General features: G+C 67.1%; 19 protein-coding genes. 11 read left to right on the forward strand and 8 right to left on the reverse strand.

Annotation, left to right across the window (positions count from 1 at the left end; translation table 11 throughout):
• Positions 1-6: 6 nt before the first annotated feature.
• A complete protein-coding gene (tal, locus tag BLS42_RS05575) occupies positions 7-1,122 on the reverse strand; it encodes a transaldolase (protein WP_090577756.1) in 1,116 nt (371 codons plus the stop codon).
• Positions 1,123-1,184: 62 nt separating this feature from the next.
• Positions 1,185-3,302: a transketolase gene (tkt, locus tag BLS42_RS05580; protein WP_090577758.1), complete on the reverse strand. Its 2,118-nt coding sequence runs from the start codon at positions 3,300-3,302 to the stop codon at positions 1,185-1,187.
• A 512-nt stretch (positions 3,303-3,814) separates the two neighbouring features.
• Here tkt and BLS42_RS05585 point away from each other — a divergent pair.
• Positions 3,815-4,777 carry a heme o synthase gene (locus BLS42_RS05585; RefSeq protein WP_090577760.1) on the forward strand — a complete coding sequence of 321 codons (963 nt, stop codon included), beginning with the start codon at positions 3,815-3,817 and terminating at the stop codon, positions 4,775-4,777.
• A gap of 132 nt (positions 4,778-4,909) precedes the next feature.
• A complete protein-coding gene (locus tag BLS42_RS05590) occupies positions 4,910-5,872 on the forward strand; it encodes a threonine/serine dehydratase (protein WP_090577763.1) in 963 nt (320 codons plus the stop codon).
• 25 nt (positions 5,873-5,897) lie between these two features.
• On the opposite strand, the gene BLS42_RS05595 is transcribed toward BLS42_RS05590, so the two are convergent.
• The 5 genes from BLS42_RS05595 to BLS42_RS05615 form a co-directional block, all read right to left on the reverse strand.
• Positions 5,898-7,058 carry an acyltransferase family protein gene (locus BLS42_RS05595; RefSeq protein WP_256336270.1) on the reverse strand — a complete coding sequence of 387 codons (1,161 nt, stop codon included), beginning with the start codon at positions 7,056-7,058 and terminating at the stop codon, positions 5,898-5,900.
• Positions 7,059-7,338: 280 nt separating this feature from the next.
• A complete protein-coding gene (locus tag BLS42_RS05600) occupies positions 7,339-7,863 on the reverse strand; it encodes a hypothetical protein (protein WP_090577765.1) in 525 nt (174 codons plus the stop codon).
• 234 nt (positions 7,864-8,097) lie between these two features.
• Complete coding sequence (locus BLS42_RS05605) at positions 8,098-9,042, reverse strand: COX15/CtaA family protein (RefSeq protein ID WP_090577767.1); 945 nt, start codon at positions 9,040-9,042, stop codon at positions 8,098-8,100.
• A gap of 7 nt (positions 9,043-9,049) precedes the next feature.
• Positions 9,050-9,862 carry an ABC transporter permease gene (locus BLS42_RS05610; protein WP_256336272.1) on the reverse strand — a complete coding sequence of 271 codons (813 nt, stop codon included), beginning with the start codon at positions 9,860-9,862 and terminating at the stop codon, positions 9,050-9,052.
• Positions 9,859-10,827: an ABC transporter ATP-binding protein gene (locus tag BLS42_RS05615; RefSeq protein WP_090577769.1), complete on the reverse strand. Its 969-nt coding sequence runs from the start codon at positions 10,825-10,827 to the stop codon at positions 9,859-9,861. The genes BLS42_RS05610 and BLS42_RS05615 overlap by 4 nt, the downstream gene beginning before the upstream one ends.
• A gap of 105 nt (positions 10,828-10,932) precedes the next feature.
• On the opposite strand from BLS42_RS05615, the gene BLS42_RS05620 reads away from it, so the two are divergent.
• The 7 genes from BLS42_RS05620 to BLS42_RS05650 all read left to right on the forward strand — a co-directional run bounded on the left by BLS42_RS05620 (position 10,933) and on the right by BLS42_RS05650 (position 16,991).
• Entirely contained in the window at positions 10,933-11,799 is an 867-nt protein-coding gene (locus BLS42_RS05620) for a helix-turn-helix transcriptional regulator (RefSeq protein WP_090577771.1), read from the forward strand.
• Complete coding sequence (sufB, locus tag BLS42_RS05625) at positions 11,799-13,262, forward strand: Fe-S cluster assembly protein SufB (RefSeq protein WP_090577773.1); 1,464 nt, start codon at positions 11,799-11,801, stop codon at positions 13,260-13,262. The genes BLS42_RS05620 and sufB overlap by 1 nt, the downstream gene beginning before the upstream one ends.
• Positions 13,262-14,548 (forward strand): Fe-S cluster assembly protein SufD, encoded by a 1,287-nt coding sequence (gene sufD, locus BLS42_RS05630; RefSeq protein ID WP_090577775.1) that lies wholly within the window; start codon positions 13,262-13,264, stop codon positions 14,546-14,548. The genes sufB and sufD overlap by 1 nt, the downstream gene beginning before the upstream one ends.
• A gap of 31 nt (positions 14,549-14,579) precedes the next feature.
• The gene (locus BLS42_RS05635) at positions 14,580-14,939 is read left to right on the forward strand and encodes a non-heme iron oxygenase ferredoxin subunit (RefSeq protein ID WP_090577778.1); all 360 of its coding nucleotides are present in this window, start codon (positions 14,580-14,582) and stop codon (positions 14,937-14,939) included.
• A gap of 89 nt (positions 14,940-15,028) precedes the next feature.
• Positions 15,029-15,826, forward strand: coding sequence for a Fe-S cluster assembly ATPase SufC (gene sufC / locus BLS42_RS05640; RefSeq protein ID WP_090577780.1), 798 nt, complete (start codon positions 15,029-15,031; stop codon positions 15,824-15,826).
• 13 nt (positions 15,827-15,839) lie between these two features.
• Entirely contained in the window at positions 15,840-16,172 is a 333-nt protein-coding gene (locus tag BLS42_RS05645; protein WP_056434018.1) for a metal-sulfur cluster assembly factor, read from the forward strand.
• A gap of 219 nt (positions 16,173-16,391) precedes the next feature.
• Complete coding sequence (locus tag BLS42_RS05650; protein ID WP_090577783.1) at positions 16,392-16,991, forward strand: hypothetical protein; 600 nt, start codon at positions 16,392-16,394, stop codon at positions 16,989-16,991.
• A gap of 30 nt (positions 16,992-17,021) precedes the next feature.
• On the opposite strand, the gene BLS42_RS05655 is transcribed toward BLS42_RS05650, so the two are convergent.
• Positions 17,022-17,909 carry a KPN_02809 family neutral zinc metallopeptidase gene (locus BLS42_RS05655; RefSeq protein ID WP_090577786.1) on the reverse strand — a complete coding sequence of 296 codons (888 nt, stop codon included), beginning with the start codon at positions 17,907-17,909 and terminating at the stop codon, positions 17,022-17,024.
• 58 nt (positions 17,910-17,967) lie between these two features.
• Here BLS42_RS05655 and BLS42_RS05660 point away from each other — a divergent pair, with 58 nt between their 5' ends.
• Both BLS42_RS05660 and BLS42_RS05665 read left to right on the forward strand, forming a co-directional pair.
• Entirely contained in the window at positions 17,968-19,416 is a 1,449-nt protein-coding gene (locus BLS42_RS05660) for an AMP-binding protein (protein ID WP_090577989.1), read from the forward strand.
• A 34-nt stretch (positions 19,417-19,450) separates the two neighbouring features.
• On the forward strand, positions 19,451-20,665 hold the full coding sequence (locus tag BLS42_RS05665; RefSeq protein ID WP_090577986.1) for a thiolase family protein: 1,215 nt from the start codon (positions 19,451-19,453) through the stop codon (positions 20,663-20,665).
• Positions 20,666-20,883 lie beyond the last annotated feature (218 nt).

Here is a 20,883-nt window from a genome sequence, read left to right on the forward strand (position 1 = left end):
GGTGGGTTAGGAAGCCTTCCGTGCAGAGGCCAGGGCGCCTTCGACGTCACCCAGCAGTTCCTTCCAGCTGGCCACGAACTTGTCCAGGCCTTCGGATTCGAGCAGTGCGACGACCTCGTTGTAGGAAATCCCCAGTGCGTCGAGGGAGTTCAGTGTGGCGTTGGCGTCGTCGTAGCCGCGGGTGACGGTGTCGCCCGTGACGGTGCCGTGGTCGAACGTGGCGTCGAGGGTCTTCTCCGGCATGGTGTTCACCACGCCGGGGGCGACGAGTTCCGTGACGTACAGGGTGTCCGGGTAGGCCGGGTCCTTCACACCGGTGGAGGCCCAGAGCGGGCGCTGCGGCAGGGCGCCGGCCCCGGCCAGGAGGGCCCAGCGTTCGGTGGAGAAGAGCTCTTCGTAGACCTGGTAAGCCAAGCGGGCGTTGGCCAGGCCGGCCTTGCCCTTGAGTGCCTTGGCTTCGTCGGTGCCGATGGCGTTAAGTCGCTTGTCGATTTCGGCATCGACGCGGGAGACGAAGAAGGACGCGACCGAGTGGATCTTGGACAGGTCGTGGCCGTTGTCCTTGGCCTGCTCGAGGCCGGACTGGAAGGCGTTGATCACGGCGCGGTAGCGTTCCAGCGAGAAGATCAGGGTCACGTTGACGCTGATGCCCTCGGCCAGGGTGGCCGTGATGGCTTCGAGGCCTTCGAGGGTTGCCGGGATCTTGATCAGGACGTTGTCCTTGTTGACCTTCTTGTAGAGGTGCTTGGCCTCGGCGATGGTGCCGGCGGTGTCCCAGGCCAGGCGGGGGTCCACCTCGATGGAGACGCGGCCGTCGACACCCTTGGTAGCCGCGGCGACGGGGGCGAACAGGTCGCAGGCGTCGGCCACGTCGGTGGTGGTGATTTCGAAGACGGTCTCTTCAACGGTGGCGCCGGCGGCGGCCTGGGTGGCGATGACGGCGTCGTAGTCGTGGCCGGCGGTGATGGCGGCGTGGAAGATAGACGGGTTGGTGGTGACGCCAACGACGTTCTTCTCTTCGATGAGCTTGCGCAGGGTACCGGTCTGCAGGCGGCCGCGGGAGAGGTCATCGAGCCAGATCGAGACGCCGGCGTCGGAGAGCTGCTGGGTGGGGGTAGTCATGTCATAACTCCTGGAAATCATGGGTTCCGGGGGTACAGGGTCCCCCGGAACCGGGTGGTGGATCAGTTTGTGAGGCCGGCCAGGGATTCCTTGGCGGCGGCGGCGACTGCTTCTGCCGTGATGCCGAATTCCTGGAAGAGGCGCTTGTAGTCGGCGGACGCGCCGAAGTGCTCCAACGAGATAGAACGGCCGGCGTCGCCGACGAATTCCTTCCAGCCCAGGGCCAGTCCGGCTTCGACCGAAACGCGTGCCTTCACGGCAGGGGGCAGCACGGTGTCGCGGTAGGCGGCGTCCTGCTTGTTGAACCACTCCACGCAGGGCATCGACACCACGCGGGTGGGGATGCCCTCGGCCTGCAGGGCTTCGCGGGCGTTGACGGCGAGCTGGACCTCGGAGCCGGTGCCGATCAGGATGACCCGGGCTTCGACGGTGCTGCCGTCGCTGGATGCCTCGGCCAGTACGTAGCCGCCCTTTTCGACGCCGGCGGTGGAGCCGAAGGTGTCGCCGTCGGCCGCGCCCGCGCCGCGGTCCCAGGTGGGGATGTTCTGCCGGGTCAGGACGATCCCGGCCGGGTTTTCGTGGTTTTCCAGCATGGCCTTCCAGGCCGCGGCGACCTCGTTCGCATCTCCCGGGCGGACGACGTCCAGGCCCGGGATGGCGCGCAGGGACGCGAGCTGCTCGACGGGCTGGTGCGTGGGGCCGTCCTCGCCCAGGCCGATCGAGTCGTGCGTCCAGACATACAGCGACGGCACACCCATGAGGGCGCCGAGCCGGATCGCGGGGCGCTGGTAGTCGGAGAAGATCAGGAACGTGCCGGAGAACGCCCGGGTCCGCCCGTGCAGGGAGATGCCGTTCACGATCGACGCGGCGGCGTGCTCGCGGATGCCGAAGTGCAGCACCCGGCCGTAGGGGTTGCCCTTCCACGCCGCGGTGGACCGGGACGTGGGGATGAACGAGGGCGAGCCTTCGATCGTGGTGTTGTTCGACTCCGCGAGGTCCGCGGAGCCGCCCCAGAGTTCGGGCATGACCGGGCCGATCGCGTTCAGGACCTTCCCGGACGCGGCCCGGGTGGAGACGTCCTTGCCGGCTTCGAAGACCGGCAGGGCGGCCTCGAACTCGCCCGGGAGCTTCTTGGCCTCGACGCGTTCCAGCAGGGCTGCGGCCTCGGGGTTGGCCGCCTGCCACGCCTCGAACGAGGCCTGCCAGTCGGTGCGGGCGGCAGCGCCGCGCTCCTGAACGGACCGGGCGTGGTCCAGGACGTCCTCGTCGACCTGGAAGGCGCGTTCCGGGTCGAAGCCCAGGACCTTCTTCAGGGCCGCGACTTCCTCCGCGCCCAGGGCCGAGCCGTGGATCTTGCCGGTGTTCTGCTTCTTCGGCGCCGGGTACCCGATGATGGTGCGCAGCGAGATGATGGAGGGCTTGCCGGTTTCGGCCTTCGCGGCGAGCAGCGCGGCGTGCAGTTCCTGGACGTCTTCGACGTATTCGCCGGTCCGGGTCCAGTCGACCCGCTGGGTGTGCCAGCCGTAGGCCGCGTAGCGGGCCAGGACGTCCTCGGTGAACGCCACATCGGTGTCGTCCTCGATCGAGATGTGGTTCTCGTCGTAGATCACCACGAGGTTGCCGAGTTCCTGGTGTCCGGCGAGTGAGGACGCCTCGGAGGTCACGCCTTCCTGCAGGTCGCCGTCGGAGGCGATCACCCAGATGGTGTGGTCGAACGGGCTCGTGCCGGCGGGAGCGTCGGCGTCGAACAGGCCGCGCATCCGGCGCTGGGAAAACGCGAACCCGACCGCGGACGCCAGGCCCTGGCCCAGTGGGCCGGTGGTGATCTCCACACCCTTGGTGTGCTTGTATTCCGGGTGGCCCGGGGTCAGCGAGCCCCAGGTCCGCAGCGCCTCCAGGTCCTTCAGCTGCAGTCCGTAGCCGGAGAGGAACAGCTGGATGTAGAGGGTCAGGGACGTGTGCCCCGGGGACAGGACGAACCGGTCACGGCCCAGCCAGTCCGGGTTCGCCGGATCATGGCGCATCAGCTTCTGGAACAACAAGTACGCGGCCGGGGCCAGACTCATTGCCGTCCCGGGGTGGCCGTTTCCGACCTTCTCCACCGCATCCGCGGCCAGCACCCGGACCGTGTCCACCGCACGCTGGTCCAAGGTAGTCCATGACAGTTCTTGCTCTTCCAAATGTGGCACGAAAACCGGGCCCCTCTCTGTGCTGACGGCCAGCGGTACGCTCTTTTCCCGCCCCGGGCACAGTTCGGTGCCCGCTGCGGTTCGTACCAGCCGTTCACCATCGAAACGTTGATCTATCATTCAGACGCAGATGCAGAGCCGCCTGTTCCGGCAATTGCCTGTAGGCGTGCCCGTGTGCGCTGATCTAAAGACAGCCTAGTCCCATTCCACTTTGTGGTCAGCGTATATCTCACCAATTGGACCGGATTTCGCTTATATGAATCACCGTGCGCCGTTGCGCCGGTGAGCCGGCGTTAACACGCCGGAATCACGGACCCTGCCCGGCGGCCCGGTTGCCCGGAGCTCCACGGTATGATGGGTGGTGGCCTTCGACTGGGGCAAGACACGGGCGTGCGCCGAGCGCGGAGCCCGGTCTGCAGCCAAGCGCATTGCGAAATCCACCCGGGGCTGCCCAGCCAGACAGAACTGCACAGCCAGACAGACCCACAGCCAGACAGAACAGAGTGACTGCCACCGTGAGCACAACTAATACGCCGCTGAACGCCTCCCCGGCCTCGGGAAGAATGGGCTTCGGCCGCAAAGCCAAGGCCTACCTGGCGCTCACGAAACCCCGCGTCATCGAGCTCCTGCTCGTCAGCACGCTGCCCACCATGATCTATGCCGAACGCGGCTTCCCGTCGATCGGCCTGATCCTGGCGACGCTTGTGGGAGGGGCATTCGCGGCTGGCTCAGCAGGCGCCTTCAATTGCTATATCGACCGCGACATCGACAAGCTCATGCACCGCACGGAGAACCGGCCGCTGGTCACCGGTGAGGTTACGCCTCGCGAAGCACTGGTCTTCTCCTGGCTGCTCGGCGCGGCGGCGATTGCCATCCTCTGGTTCGGGGCCAACCCGCTCTCCGCGTGGCTGGGACTCGGCGCCATCGTCTTCTACGTGGTCATCTACACCATGATCCTCAAACGACGCACGGCCCAGAACATTGTTTGGGGCGGCGCTGCCGGGTGCTTCCCGGTGCTGATCGCCTGGGCCGCCGTCACCAACACCGTTGAGTGGCCCGCCGTCGTGCTGTTCATGGTGATCTTCCTCTGGACCCCGCCGCACTACTGGCCGCTGTCGATGCGTTACGGCGAGGACTACCGGAACGCCAATGTGCCCATGCTCGGCGCCATCGCCGGTGCAAAGGTGGTCTCGGTGCAGGTGGTCCTCTACGCGTGGGCCATGGTGGCGTGTTCGCTGCTGATGATCCCGGCCGGCGGCGCCGGCTGGGTCTACACGGTGACCGCCGTCGCGGCCGGTGCCTGGTTCCTGTACGAGTCGCACGCCTTGTACAACCGTGCCCAGGCGGGCGACGTCTCCAACAAGGGAGCCATGAAGGTTTTCCACGGCTCAATCAGCTACCTGACGCTGCTCTTCATTGCCCTGGCCGTCGACCCGTTTGTTGGCTCGGCCATCATGGGCGGCTGAGGCCTCCCCGTCCGTTTGTCCGACGCTCCCTCACCAGTGGTGGGGGAGCGTCAGCTGTATTGACGGGAAGGCCTTTTCGGTCCCGGGGTATCCTTACGAACCAGCCAGGCAACACAATCCCAGGGGGCGCCCGTGATCAACCGCGGCGATGTACTTCAGGCACAGAGCCGAATCAGCGGCTACGTGCGGCGCACGCCTTTGCTCCGCGGAGGTACCGCTGCGGCTCCGCTCTGGTTCAAATGCGAGTTCCTGCAGCACACCGGCGTCTTCAAGGCCCGCGGCGCCTTCAACCGCCAACTTGCCGCCCGGGAGCGCGGTGAACTTGATCCCGGCGTCGGCGTGGTGGCGGCATCGGGCGGCAACGCGGGTCTGGCCAACGCCTACGCCGCGGCGGCACTCGGCGTTCCGGCGACAGTGTTCGTCCCGGAGAACGCCCCGCGGGTGAAGGTCGAGCGACTCCTCGCGTACAACGCCACGGTCCGGCAGGTCGGCGACGAGTACGCGGAGGCTTTCGCGGCCGCAACGCAGTACGTGGAGGAAAGCGGCGCCCTGTTCTGCCACGCGTACGACCAACTCGAAATCGCGGCAGGCGCAGGCACCCTCGCCGAGGAGATTCTCCAGGACGAGCCCGGGATCGACACGATCGTCGTCGCCGTCGGCGGCGGCGGACTGTATGCCGGAGTGGCGGCAGCGGCCGAGGGCCGGGCGCGTGTGGTCGCGGTTGAACCCTTCAACATCCCCACGCTGCACGCGGCCCTCGACGCCGGCCACCCGGTCGATGTGGCCGTTTCGGGAGTCGCCGTGGATTCCCTGGGTGCCCGGCGGGTGGGTGAGATCGCCTTCGACATCGCCGCGCGCGTGCCTCCGACCTCGGTGCTGGTGGACGATGCCGCCATCGTCGCCGCCCGGTCACGGTTGTGGAGCGATTACCGGATCCCCGCCGAATACGGCGCGGCGGTGGCGTTTGCTGCGCTCACGTCAGGGGCGTACACACCCGCCGAAGGGGAGCGCGTGGCCGTGATCGTCTGCGGGGCGAATACCGATGCGTCCACGCTGGAGAGCCGGCCCGACGCCGGCGAGACAGTTACCGACTAAAACAGCGCCGGCTAAACAGCGCCGACTAACCGTGCCGGGAAGCGTTGCTGCCGGGCCGCCCCCGGTCCGGCTGGTACCGGGCCGAATAGTGCTGGTCGAAGCGGGCGCGCGCGATCCGCCCGAGCCTTTCGACAGTGTGCCAGCTGATGACCGCAATGAGCAGGGTCACCACGATGGCCGACACGGCGACGAGCGGCGGCAGATCGGCCGTGGAGCCCCCGTTGAGCCAGAGAATGACGACGTAGTTCCAGAGGTACGCGGCGTACGACACCGTGCCCAGCATCTGCACCGGGTGTGTCCACTTTGGCATCACCGCGGTGCGGGAAGCAGCCAGTGCGACCAGGACGGCTGACGCGGCCATGGCCAGCGGGCCGCCAATGAACATGAAGGCCGGCGTTTCATTGGCCTTCGGGAAGAAGATCAGCGCGGCCAGGATGGCGACGGAACCGAGCAGGGCAGCACGCCTGAGCCAGAGGCCGGTGAACCAGCTGAACACATGGACCCTGTACAGCCGCAGGGCCGAACCGATGATCAGGCCCAGGCCCCACGTTGTCGGCAGCGCGTAGACCAGAGCGTGAAGTTGCGGGGCCAGGGTCACCATGGCCAGCACACTGGCCGACATGAGCAACAGGGCGACGGCGGCGGACCAGCCAACCAGACGTCCCTGGCGGTTGCGCCGCAGGGCGAGCACCAGCAGCGCGGGCCAGATGAGGTAGAACTGTTCTTCCACCGCCAGCGTCCAGAGCGGTCCGATCGCCATGCTGACGTCGAAAGGCAGGGGCAGGTCTTTGAGGTAGCCAAGGCCGGCGAGGACGGTGTACCCGACGATCCCCTTGGACCGGTCCCCGAGGACGTCGGTGGCCAATTCGACGATCGCGTACACCCCCAGGAGGGAGATCAGTGCCGGCACCAGACGGAAGGCCCTGTGCGCATAGAAACGGCCGTAGCGAATTTTCCGGTGCCGTTCGATGTCGCCGACCAGCACGCTGGTGATCAAGTAGCCGCTCAACACGAAGAACGCAATGACACCAACGATGCCGGCGCCTTGAAATATGCTCGGCCAGGAATGTCCCAGCAGGACGGCGCCAACGGCAGCACCGCGAAGAACGTCCAGGCCGTCCAGCCGTGGGCGCTCTGCAGTATGTTGGACCGTCTTTGCGGGCCTCTCGCTGACTAGTAACGCCACATATCCTCCGCTTCCTCTATCTGGCCAGTTCCGATTCCAGCTGCATCAAGGCAAAACCGAGCCGTCCTACTTTCCATGAATGCGATTGCGGCGCCAGTTGAGCGCCGGCTCTAAGTATTCCCGACGTGGCTGGACGAAACCTGACGCTGGCCCCGGGCCGCCCGGCAATGGGGCAGACCCACAAGGGGCTACACGACCCAGTATTCCGAATGCCTTCCCCTTTGGACAAGTGACCGATCAGGAACCCGTCCTGGAATGTGGGGGAAATTTCGCGTCCGGTTCAGAGATGGTGGGCCACGAATTCGAGTCCAATCACCAGGAGGCTCAATACAACTTCGGCGAGCATAATGGCGGCCTTGTGACGCAGAGGAATGTCGAGGCGCCGGATGGCGAGATAGCCGACCACCAGGAGCGTGACGACCAGCACGACGACCGCCCAGCTGAGTGCGGCCGCCGTCGACAAGATACCGAGGCCTGCCGCCAGGAGAAGGATCAGCGGCGTGACCAGGACGCTGAGGGCCCCGACACTGATCGCGACCATCTGACGCAGTTCTTCGGGGGTTGGGAGCGTCGAATGAACCGCCAGGTGGCTCAGGAGGTCGGCGACCAGGATTCCGAGCAGTGACCCGATCACCACGATGCTGAGGGTCGCCGCCGCGGCCGCGGGTGTCGTCTCGTCGGCGTGGCTGCGAAGCGCCAAGACCACAGCCAAGGTCGTGAAGATGATGTAGACGCGTTCTTTGAGGCTTGCCGCGCGATGGCGGGCGGACGGTGAAAGGGGCGACGCCGGTTCGATCTCTTGCATTTGAGAAGGCCTTCCGGTCGGCGTCACGGGAGTGAACGAAAAGAAGCCACAGCCGCGACGATCCATATCCATGCCCTCCCATAGTCCTCCCGGTGTTCCCGTCAAGGCCAGCCCGAGGCACATATGACAAACGCGGGGTCACCTATGGCCTATCCGGACGTGCCGGATGGGCCATAAGTGACCCTGCGTTGCTGTGTTGAGAGGGAAGCGCCCGGGGCTGTTCGGGTCGTGGGGCTAGTCCACCGGGCTGTAGCGGGCCAGGTCCGCGGCGTTGGTGGCTGCACTCATCAGCAGCGCCGCCGCCAGCATGTGTGCGCCGACCAGCAGCGCCGGGATGCCGTTGTAGTACTGGGTGAAGCCGATGACGGCCTGCAGCACCGTGACGCCCAGGAGCATGAACACCGCAGTACGGAACTGCCCCTGGATCCGTCCGCGAACCACAAGGAACAACGCGAACAGCGCGCCGGCGGTCACCAGGTAGGCGGGCACTGCATGGATGTGCGCGAACAGGTCCCAGTCGAGATCATTGCGCGGGGCGTTAGCATCGCCGGCGTGCGGGCCCGCTCCGGTCAGCACCACACCGAGGCAGACGGCGACGGCGGAGAGAAGCGCGACGGCGGTCATCACCGGGCGCGCGACGCCCGGCAGGGCGGGAAGCTGCACGGTCCTGGCCTTGCCGGTGCGGCCGTAGGCCCGGTTCACCAACAGGGTCGCGAGGACCACGAGCGCCATGGAAACGAGGAAGTGCAGGCCCACGACCCACGGGTTCAGCTGGGTCAGCACCGTAATGCCGCCGATGACGGCCTGGGCCGGGATGCTGGCAAGCAGGCCGAGGGCCAGCAGGAAGAGGTCGCGGCGCTCCTTGCGGAGGTTCCACAGGTAGACGAGCATCATCACAGCGACGGCTGCCAGCGCGAACGTCAGGAGCCTGTTGCCGAATTCAATGATTCCGTGGAACCCCATTTCCGGTGTGGTCGCCAGGGAGCCTTCCGTGCAGCGCGGCCAGGTGGGGCAGCCAAGGCCGGAGGCGGTCAGCCGCACGGCTCCGCCGGTCACCACCAGGACGATCTGGCCGATGAGGGACAACACAGCCAGCCGCCTGACCGTCTTGTCCACGCGGACGGGCAGCCGGGAGGTGATTCCGGAGACGATCCGGGGAGTTCGTGACGCCGTGCTCACAGTTTTCTCAATTCCACTTGAACCAACGGGTTGCTGCGCCGCCGGCGATCGCCGTCCAGAGCAACAGGACAAGTACGGCAGCACCATTGACGCTGCCGGACAGGAATGCATCCCTCAGCGCCTGGCCCAGCGCGCCGGAGGGGAGGAAATGCACCACGGCCTGGGCCAGCGCAGGGAGCCGTTCGGCCGGGATGACGATCCCGCCCAGCGCTCCGAGGAGGATCCAGAGCAGGTTGGTGATGGCAAGGGTCGCCTCCGGCCGGACCGTCCCGGCGACCAGCAGCCCGAGTGCCGTGAAGGCGGCGGCCCCGAGGACCAGGATGGCCAGGCCGGGCAGCCAGCCCGCGGGGTTGGGCTGCCAGCCCAGCAGGAGGGCCACGGCCGTCACGATGAGCACCTGCAGGAACAGCACGGCCAGGACGGCCAGGACCTTGCCCGCAATCAGTCCGGTGCGGCCCAGGGGAGTAGTGGAAAGAAACCGCAGGACGCCGTAGCGGCGGTCGAAGCCGGTGGAGATGCCCTGCCCCGTGAAGGCGGTGGACATGGCGCACAGGGCCAGGATGCCCGGCACGGCGACGTTGATGCGGCTCGAACCGAGCCCGTCCAGCAGCGGCGTCACTGTCAGGCCGACCATGGCCAGCAGCGGCAGCACGATCGCGAGGATCAGCTGCTCGCCGTTCCTGAGCATGGTGATGGTTTCGTACTGCCCCTGCAGCAGGATGCGGCGCAGCAAGGAAGCGGGGGCGCTGCCATGTGCGGTACGGGGCGCGCTGGCGCGGTGTGCACTGTCCAGGGGGGCGCCACCTGTTACGCGGGTCATCGGATCTCCCTTCCGGAGATGTCCAAAAAGACGTCCTCGAGGCTGCGGGCTTCAAGGCTCAGGGAGCTGGGCATGATCCCGCGCGCGGCCCACCATGCGGTGATCGCGGCGAGGTCGGCGGGGGTCAGTGCGCCGGTCGCGGCGTAACTGCCGGCCCGCGCCTCGGTGACGTCGACGCCGTCGGGCAGCACGCCGGTGAAGTCCAAGCCGGGTTCGGTTTCGAACAGCAAGGTGCGGATGTGCTGCGACGCGTCGCCGGCCGGCAGTTGGTGCCGCAGGAGCTGGGCCACGGTGCCCTCGGCGACGTTGCGGCCGGCGTCGATGATGTAGACATAGTCCGCGAGGCGTTGGGCGTCGTCCATCAGGTGTGTCGTCAGGATGATGCCCATGCCGCTGTTGCGCAGTTCGGAGATGAGATCGAAGACCATCTGGCGGGACTGCGGGTCCAGGCCCGCACTCGGCTCGTCGAGGAACAGAACCTCCGGATTGCCCACCAGCGCCGCGGCAAGAGCGAGGCGCTGCTTCTGGCCGCCGGACAGGCGCCGCACACTGGTGCGGCTGAAAGAGTCGATCCCCAGGCGTCCGATGAGCTCATCCACCGGCCACGGGTCCTGGTACATGCCGGCGATGTGCCGCAACAGGGGGATGGGCCGGGCCGACGGCGGCAGGCCGCCGTCCTGCAGCATGACCCCCACGCGGGCGCGGAGCCCCGCGCCGGCCGAATCCGGATCCTGGCCCAGTAGGCTGATGGCGCCGGCGGTGCGTTTTTGCAGCCCCTGGGCGCATTCGATGGTGGTGGTCTTGCCGGCACCGTTGGCACCGAGCAGGGCCGTGACCTGGCCGCGTTCGGCAATAAGGGAAAGGCCGCTGACCACGCGCAGCATCTTGCCGTCGAGGGTGGGCAGTGGACCAACATCCTTGACAAGCCCGCTGATGGTCAGAACGGGGGATTCGGGAGATCGCACCACAGCATTCTACGCGATGTAGTACGTCGGCTCCCCGGCGGGGCGGTCCCGCAGGCAAGCCATGCCTTACTGGAATGCCGGAGTAAATTACGACATGATTGTGTTGTGTATTCCATGAGCCCCTCTGCGTCCGCAGCCCCGAACGGGCGCGGCACCGCGCGCGTCGGGTCCGCCCGGGCACACGTGGCGGCCGTTCCCGACGTCGTTCCCGCCGCCGGCAGCCACACCCATGACGCCGAAGAGCGGACTCGTGACCGTGTCCTGAACGCGGTGCTGGAGCATGGACCCATCAGCGCAGCCGAACTCGGTGACCTCCTGGGCTTCACCCCGGCTGCCGTGCGCCGCCACCTCGATCACCTCGCGCGCAGCGGAGTGATTGAAGTCAAGCGGGTTGCCCGTGCCGGTGCCGGTGCCGGACGGCCCGCCCGCCGCTACGTCCTGAGCTCCCAGGGTCAGTCGACCCTGGGCAACGACTACCTCGACATCGCCTCCGTCGCGCTGCGCCGCCTGGAAGAGGCGGCCGGCCCCGAGGCGGTGCGGCAGTTCGCCGTCGAGCGGTTCGCCGACATGGAACGCCGCTACGCACCCGAGATCGAGCAGGCCGGACCGGACATCACAGCCCGCGCCCAGGCTCTCTCCGAGGCGCTGAGCCGCGACGGTTTCGTGGCCTCGGCGCAGTCACTTGTTGCCAAGGCGCCGCTTCCCGCCGCGCTCTCCAGCGTCCAGCTCTGCCAGGGGCACTGCCCCATCCAGCACCTGGCTGCCCAGTTCCCCGTGTTCTGCGACGTGGAGACCGAAATGTTCGCCCGGCTGGTCGGCGTCGATGTGCGCCGGCTGTCCACCCTGGCGCGAGGCGGGCACGTCTGCACCACCCACATACCTACGGGCCGTCCGGCCGCCGTCGGGACTTCCAGTCCCGCAGCCCCGGTCAACCCGGACGAAGTATCCAACCATCTCCAAGAAAGGCCGTGATGACGGACCAACTATCAGAGAAGAAGGTTGCTGACTCTACTGTGATTTCGGAGATTCTGGAAAAGAATCCCGAGCTCCACGGAATCGGCACCTATGAGTACGGCTGGGCCGACAAGAACGACGTCGGGGCCAACGCGCGCCGCGGCATCGATGAGGACGTTGTCCGCGACATTTCGGCCAAGAAGAACGAGCCGGAATGGATGCTGGATCTGCGCCTGAAGGGCCTGAAGTACTTCGACCGCAAGCCCATGCCCACCTGGGGCGCGGACCTGTCCGGCATCGACTTCGACAACATCAAGTACTTCGTGCGGTCCACCGAGAAGCAGGCCGCAACCTGGGAAGACCTCCCCGAGGACATCCGGAACACGTACGAGAAGCTGGGCATCCCGGAAGCCGAGCGCAGCCGCCTCGTCTCCGGCGTCGCCGCGCAGTACGAGTCTGAGGTTGTCTACCACCAGATCCGTGAGGACCTGGAACAGCAGGGCGTCATCTTCCTGGACACGGACACCGCGCTGCGCGAACACCCGGAGATCTTCCAGGAGTACTTCGGCACCATCATCCCGGTGGGCGACAACAAGTTCGCCTCGCTGAACACGGCCGTCTGGTCCGGCGGATCCTTCGTGTACGTGCCCAAGGGCGTCCACGTCGACATCCCGCTGCAGGCCTACTTCCGCATCAACACGGAAAACATGGGCCAGTTCGAGCGCACGCTGATCATCGCGGACGAGGACTCCTACGTCCACTACATCGAAGGCTGCACCGCTCCGATCTACACCTCGGACTCGCTGCACTCCGCGGTAGTGGAAATCATCGTGAAGAAGGGCGCCCGCGTCCGCTACACGACCATCCAGAACTGGTCCACGAACGTGTACAACCTGGTCACCAAGCGCGCCATCTGCGAAGAGAACGCCACCATGGAGTGGATCGATGGCAACATCGGCTCCAAGGTCACCATGAAGTACCCGGCCGTCTACCTCGTGGGCGAAGGCGCCAAGGGTGAAACCCTGTCCATCGCGTTCGCCGGCGAAGGCCAGCACCAGGACACCGGTTCGAAGATGGTCCACATCGCGCCCAACACCAAGAGCTCGATCATTTCCAAGTCCGTGGCCCGCGGCGGCGGCCGCGCCGCCTACCGCGGCCTGGTACAGGTCCGCGAAGGCGCCAAGCACTCGGCCAACACGGTCCGCTGTGACGCCCTCCTGGTGGACACCATCAGCCGGTCGGACACCTACCCGTACATCGACATCCGCGAGGACGACGTCACGATGGGCCACGAGGCCACGGTCTCGCGGGTCAGCGAAGAGCAGTTGTTCTACCTGATGTCCCGCGGCATGCGCGAAGACGAGGCCATGGCGATGATCGTCCGCGGCTTCATCGAGCCGATTGCCCGCGAACTGCCGATGGAATACGCCCTCGAGCTGAACCGACTGATTGAACTGCAGATGGAAGGATCGGTCGGTTAATGACTGACATCACTACTGAAAAGGCCCGCATCGGCGCGCCCTCAGCCCAGCCGTTCATCAACGGTTTCACCGAGGAAGGCGAAAGCCTTTCGCCCCTGAACGCCGCGGAGTCCAAATCGCCGCTGGCCGGCGAAGCCGTCAAGCGCCACTCGCACGGCGGCGGCGTCGGTGTTCCGGACAGCTCACGCGCCGGCCGCCTGACCTCCTACAAGCTGGCGGACTTCAAGCCGCTGACCGGCATGGAAGAGGACTGGCGGTTCACCCCGCTCAAGCGCCTCCGCGGCCTGCACACCGAGGTCCTCAACGGTGCCGCGCCGGCCGTGAGCGTCACCGCTCCGGACAGCGTCAGGGTTGAGACCGTCGGCCGCGACGACCGCAGGATCGGCTCCGCCGCCATCCCCGAGGACCGGGTCTCCGCGAACGCCTGGGAGAACTTCGCCGAGGCCACCGTCATCACCGTCCCGTCCGAGGTCCAGGTGGACGGGGAGGTCAGCGTCCTGCTGACCGGCCAGGGCACCGAGGCTTCCGCGCAGCACATCGTGATCGTGGCGGAAAAGTTCTCCAAGTCCGTCGTCGTCCTGGACCACCAGGGCACCGCCGTCGTCTCGGAAAACGTCGAAATCGTCGTTGAGGACGGCGCGCAACTGACCGTCATCTCGCTCCAGGAATGGAACGACGACGCCGTGCACGCCTCCTCCCAGCAGGTCAAGCTCGGCCGCGACGCCAAGTTCAAGCACATCGTTGTCAGCCTCGGCGGCGACCTCGTGCGCGTCACGCCCTCGGCACGCTTCACCGCCCCGGGCGCCGAAGTGGAACTGTTCGGCCTGTACTTCGCCGACGCCGGCCAGCACCTCGAGCAGCGGCTGTTCGTGGACCACGCCGTGGCCAACTGCAAGTCCAACGTCCTGTACAAGGGCGCCCTGCAGGGCCGCAACGCGCACACCGTGTGGGTGGGTGACGTTCTGATCCGCAAGGAAGCAGAAGGCACCGACACCTACGAGGCCAACCGCAACCTGGTCCTCACGGATGGCGCCCGCGCCGATTCCGTGCCGAACCTTGAGATCGAGACCGGCCTGATCGCCGGCGCCGGCCACGCCAGCGCCACCGGACGATTCGATGACCAGCACCTGTTCTACCTGATGGCCCGTGGCATCCCGGAAGAGGTGGCCCGCCGCCTGGTGGTCCGCGGGTTCCTGAACGAGATCATCCAGAAGATCCACGTTCCGGCCATCGAAGAGCGCCTCACGGAAGCCGTCGAGCGCGAACTCGCGGCAACGAACCACTAGTGCGCAGCACTAGAGAACACGGAACACATCAATGACTGAACAGCCAAAGGGCGAGCTAGTCTGCAACGCCAGCGAGATTCAACTCAAGCAGGCGCTGCGGATCCTGATCGACGACTACCCCGTAGCGATCGTGAAGGACTCGATGGGGGAGATCCACGCCATCGGCGACACTTGCTCGCACGCGGACATCTCCCTCTCCGAAGGAGAGGTCGAAGGCTGCAAGATCGAGTGCTGGGGCCACGGTTCCCAGTTCGACCTGCGCACCGGCGAGCCGCTCCAGCTGCCAGCCTATGATCCTGTTCCCGTGTTTGCCGTGACCGTCCTGGATGACGAGGTCTACGTGGACTTCACCAACGTCCTGAACGGCGCCGAGGCTCCAAACTTCAGCTAGCTGCCTGCAGCCGGCAACTCGCACAAGAAAACTTATCGCCAAGAAAACGCACAGTGCCGGAGGGCACAGTGCAGAGGAGAACAAGACATATGTCGACTCTTGAGATCAAGGACCTGCACGTCAGCATTGACACCGAGCAGGGCACCAAGGAAATCCTGAAGGGCGTCAGCCTGACCATCAGGACCGGAGAGACGCACGCCATCATGGGCCCGAACGGTTCCGGCAAGTCCACGCTGGCGTCCACCATCGCCGGGCACCCGCGCTACAACGTCACCTCCGGCACGATCACCCTCGACGGTGAAGACGTCCTCGCGATGAGCGTGGACCAGCGCGCCCGCGCCGGCCTGTTCCTTGCCATGCAGTACCCCGTCGAGGTCCCGGGCGTGAGCATGACCAACTTCCTGCGCACCGCCAAGACCGCGATTGACGGCGAAGCGCCGAAGCTGCGCACCTGGACCAAGGACGTCAAGGCTGCCATGGCGCAGCTGCGCATCGACGCCGACTTCACCCAGCGCAACGTCAACGAAGGCTTCTCCGGCGGCGAGAAGAAGCGCGTCGAGATCCTCCAGCTGGAGCTCTTCAAGCCGAAGTTCGCCATCCTCGACGAGACCGACTCCGGCCTCGACGTCGACGCGCTCAAGGTTGTCTCCGAGGGCGTCAACCGCGCCCACGGCGAAGGCAACATGGGCACCCTGCTCATCACGCACTACACCCGGATCCTGCGCTACATCAAGCCGGACTTCGTGCACGTGTTCGTCGATGGCCAGGTTGTGGAAGAGGGCGGCCCGGAGCTCGCCGACCGCCTCGAAGACGAAGGCTACGACCGCTACGCCACCGGCGCAGGGGCGGCCACCATCGCTGCCGCCTCGGCTGCAGCCCAGGCGTAGTTAGGACTCCGCGATGACCGAACTCAATGTGGCCCGCACGGGCCTCGAGGATGTCGAAGAGGCGCTCAAGGATGTGATCGACCCGGAACTCGGCGTCAACATCGTTGACCTGGGCCTGTTGTACGGTCTGAAGTACTCAGACGACGACGGCGCCCTGCTGATCGACATGACGCTCACCACCGCCGCCTGCCCGCTCACCGATGTCATCGAAGAGCAGGTCGGCAAGGCCCTGGACGGGGTCGTCGATGAATGGCGGCTCAACTGGGTGTGGATGCCGCCATGGGGTCCGGAACGGATCACCGAGGACGGCCGCGATCAGATGCGCGCCCTGGGCTTCAACATCTAAGATCCCCACGCATAGCTCCACTAACACGGACGGGCCGGCACGGCCCGGGCTGTGAATGACGGCGGCTCCACCTCACCGAGGCGGGGCCGCCGTCGTCGTCCCATCCGGCGTTCCCATATGGCCGTTCCCTTATCGCGTTGGCGGTGGTCTGATAAAGACAACCAGTCCGCGGCTAAAAGCTTCGGACCGGGCACACTGTCGAACAGGAGGCACACCGGAATGGATGCCACTCCACCACCGCAGCCGTCCGGTGCCGGCAGGGACTTTGTGGTTGTTGAGGACAGCGGCGAGTTCTCCTACTACCGTTCCCGGGAAGACCTGCTGGCCGACTTTGAATATGTCGGCGAGGCTCCGTGCATCATGGACCGCAGCGCCACAACGTACCGGCTTGAACTGGACGAGAACCGCCACCTGCGCATGGGACCGCCCCTGGGCTCCGTGGAATTCCATTGGCTTCGCCAGGCCCTGGCCGATGCCCGCGACGTGCATCCGGAGGAGCATCGGCTGCAGCGTGTCGACGCCGCCGGGCTCGCCGGATTCGTGACCGGACTGTTTGAGACGCTGCAGCTCGAACGCGGAACAGAGGCTGAGCTGGGGCTCTGGAGTCTGGACATCGACGGGCTTGCGACGCGGCGCAATGCACTGGCCGACGTCGACCGCCTCCTGGCCGGGAACCACCGGCTGGAGACAGTCCTGGTGACCGACCCGTTCGGACACCAGTACCGCCCCGTGTGGCACCCGAAGCACCGGCACCTGGGCCACGCGGGATTCCTCAGCTACGTCGAAGTCCCGGTCCGGCGCCGGCCGCGACGCGGATGAGGCTAAGGGTTTGGGACTACTCGTTTGGGACTACGGCGTTGCCACCGCAAACGTGTCGCACTTGTTGATGTCCCCGGTCTTGTAGCCCTGGTAGAACCATTTCTGTCGCTGGGCACTGGACCCGTGGGTCCATGCCTCCGGTGAGACCCGGCCCGTGGCGGCCTTCTGGATGCGGTCATCGCCCACGGCCGAGGCGGCCGACAGGGCATCTCGGACGTCCTGGTCCGTGAAGGGCTCCAGGTAGGGCTGGCCGGTCTTGGGGTCCGGCTGCGTCGTCGCATAGTGGGCCCACAGCCCCGCGTAGCAGTCGGCCTGGAGCTCAACCCGCACGCCCCCGGAGCCGGGGCCCTGGGGATCCTGCTGCGCCCGGTCGAGGTCGCCCAGCAGGTTCTGGACGTGATGGCCGAATTCGTGGGCCACGACGTATTCTTGGGCCAGCGGCCCGCCGGACGAACCGAACCGGTCCACGAGTTCCTGGAAGAAGCCGGGATCGAAGTACGCCGTGGTGTCGACGGGGCAGTAGAACGGGCCTACTTCCGAGGTGGCGGCGCCGCAGCCCGTATTGGTTGCGCGGGTGAAGATCACGGCCTTGGGCCGCGGGTATTTCGTGTTGTACTGGGCCAGATACGCAGGCCAGAACGCGTTCAGGCTGTTGACCGTGCCGGTGATCCTGCAGTCGAGGCGGGCGTCGGCGTCGGCGCCGGTCCGGCAGGCGGGGGCCGAGCCTTGGCTCTGCGACTGGGGCTCCTGGGTGGTGCCGGCCAGGCCCTCGAGAAGCTGCGGATTGATGCCGAAGAGGGCTGCCAGCAGCAGGATGAGGCCGCCGCCGATCCCGCCGCCGATCATCGGGCCGCGGCCCATCCCTCGACGGTCCTGGACCTGCGACGGATCCAGCGGGGCGTTGTCGTTAAAGCTCATGGAGTCACAATATCCCGCACAGGCCCCGGTGCCGGCCAGCAACGGTAAAGTTGGTGCGATGCCATTTCTCGACAGACTCCAGCGCTGGGCCGATGACCGTCCCGACGAAACAGCCGTCGTCGTGGCCGGAGAGCACCTCAGCTGGTCCGGCCTGCGGGACAAAGCGGCGGCGCTGGTGCCCGCGGCGCCTGCGATCACGGTGCTGTCCGAACAAAATTCAGCCCGCTTCGCCGTAGCGTTCGCGGCGGCCGTGGCTGGTGCGCGGCAGTGCGCCGTGTTGGACCCGGCCTGGCCGCAGCAACTGCAGGACGGCATCACCGCCCGGATCGCCCGGATCGAAACTGGTCAGCCGGATGTGGCGGAAGACCAGGGCCCGGCGCTGCCGGCATCGCAGGGGACCGGGCTGGGCACTGAGCTCGTTGACGGGACGCCCGGCGCCTCGTTCCTGATCGGCCTGACCTCCGGCACCACCTCGGTGCCCAAGGCGTTCACCCGCTCGCGGCGGTCCTGGCAGGAATCGTTCGACGCCTCCATTGAATTCTTCGGGCTCACGCAGGACGACAAGACCCTGGCCCCCGGCCCGCTCGCGGCAAGCCTGAACCTCTACGCCCTCGCCGAATGCCTGTACGCCGGCGCGGAATTCCACAGCCTGGACCACTTCGACGTCGGCGCCGCCCACGCCGCCATCAGCCACGACGGCATCAGCCGCCTGGTCCTGGTCCCCACCATGCTCCGGCTGCTCAGCGAACGCGGACTGGCCGGCGGGGTCGATGCCTCCGGCATCCGCAGCATCATCTGCGCCGGGTCCAAGCTGGACGCCCGGACGCTGGAGGCGGCCCGGCGCTGGGCGCCGAACGCCACCATTTTCGAGTACTACGGCGCGTCCGAACTCAGCTTCGTCTCGGGCGCCGGGTTGCGTCCGGGCGAGCCCGCTGAACCGGGCGGGACCGGCATCGGAAAACCCTTTCCCGGCGTCGATATCCGCATCCTGGACGATCGCGGCGCCGAGCTACCGGACGGCAGCGACGGCAACATCTGCGTCCGCAGCGGCATGGTCAGCAACGGCTACCTGTGGGGTGACGACGGCCAGGCTTTGCGCTGTTTCGACGGCTGGTACACCGTGGGGGACCAAGGGTACCTCTCCGGCGGGACCCTGCACATGCTGGGCCGCCGGTCCGACATGATCATCACCGCCGGCACCAACGTCTACCCGCACGAAGTCGAGATGGCGCTGGCCTCCGTCCCCGGCGTCGCGGCGGCCGTGGCCGCCGGCATGGCCGACGACCTTCGCGGCCAGCGCGTCGTGGCCGGCGTGGTGCCCTCGCACGGGGCGGTCACCGCCACCCAGCTGAAGTCCGGGATAGACGATGTGCTGGCCCGGAACAAGCGGCCCCTGGAGTACTTCGCGCTGACGGAGCTGCCCCTGACAGACCGGGGCAAGATCAGCCGGCAGCTGCTGCTCGACTGGGTAGCCCGGAACGATCCCAGGATCCGACGCCTTGGCTGAGCCGCGCGTGGGCACGGGGCCTTCTTCACTCGGTCTGCCATTCCCCGGACGCTCATTTCCCGGACTGCTGCCGGAGGACAGGCAGCCGGTGATCATCGCCGCGCGCCGGACACCGCTCTGCCGGGCCAACGGTGCCCTGAAGGCGCTGCGCGCCCACGAACTCCTGGCTCCGGTGCTCCGCAGCCTGCTCGCCGAGGCGGGTGCCGGCGCCGGCCTGGCCCCGGAGTCCGTGACCGACGTCGTGATCGGCAACGCCGTGGGCGGCGGCGGGAACGTGGCCAGGCTCGCCGCGCTGGAGGCCGGCCTGCCCGTCACCGTCCCCGGCGTCACGGTGGACCGGCAATGCGGCTCGGGCCTGGACGCGATCGTCCTGGCCTCCCGGCTGGTCGCGGCGGGCGGCGGCGGCCTGTACCTTGCAGGCGGCGTGGAGAGCGTCAGCACGGCTCCGCTCCGCGCCCACCGCAACGACGACGGCACCCCGGACTATTACAGCCGGGCCCAGTTCGCACCCCTCAGCCTCGGCGATCCCGACATGGGCGTGGCGGCCGAGAACGTGGCCGCCCACTTCGGCATCAGCCGGGAACGCCAGGACGCCTTCGCGCTCCGCAGCCACCATCGTGCCCTGGCCGCCGCCGCTGCCGGGAGATTCGACGGCGAGATCGTGCCCCTCGCTGCGGGCACCGGGGCGGCCGCTGAGGCCGACGACGGTCCGAGACCGAGTCTTGGCCCCGCCCTGATGGCGCGTTTCCCGCCCGTGTTTGCCAGCGGCGGCACGGTAACGGCAGGGAACTCGTGCTTCGACGCTGACGGCGCGGCCGCCGTCGTTGTTACATCCATGGAACGCGCCCGGCGGCTGGGTGCAGCGGACGGGTTGCTGGTGCTGGGAACCGATACCGCCGGGGTGGCGCCGCAGCTCCTGGGCATCGGCGCGGCCGCAGCGGCGCAACGACTCCTGGCGGCACACGGCCTGACGGCTGCGGACCTGGGCCTGGTGGAATTCAATGAGGCTTTCGCCGCCCAGACGCTCGCCTGCTTTGACCAGTTGGGGATTGACCCGGAGCTGGCGAACCTCGACGGCGGGGCGCTGGCTCTGGGTCACGCCTACGGAGCCTCGGGCGCGGTGCTGGTCATCCGGCTGCTCGCACAAGCACGCAGGTCCGCGGAGCCCGGTCAGCTAGCCCTGGCGATGATCAGCATCGCAGGCGGCATGGGCACGGCCGCGCTGCTGCGGTACGCGCGCTTCACCTAGCCCCCGGGGGACATGTCCAATCTTCAGCGCGAGGAGTGGGCATTTCGGCCATATGTCCACTGGCTGCGGCCAAGGGAGGGCATGCGCATTGGCCCGGCCCGGACATGCCCTGCCCTGCCACCGGGGATGGGACATGTCCGTGCCAGGCGCTGGGACGGGACATGTCCAATCTTCAGCGCGAGGAGTGGGCATTTCGGCCATATGTCCACTGGCTGCGG

The organism is Arthrobacter sp. ov407 (assembly GCF_900102895.1).
Classification (GTDB): domain Bacteria; phylum Actinomycetota; class Actinomycetes; order Actinomycetales; family Micrococcaceae; genus Arthrobacter.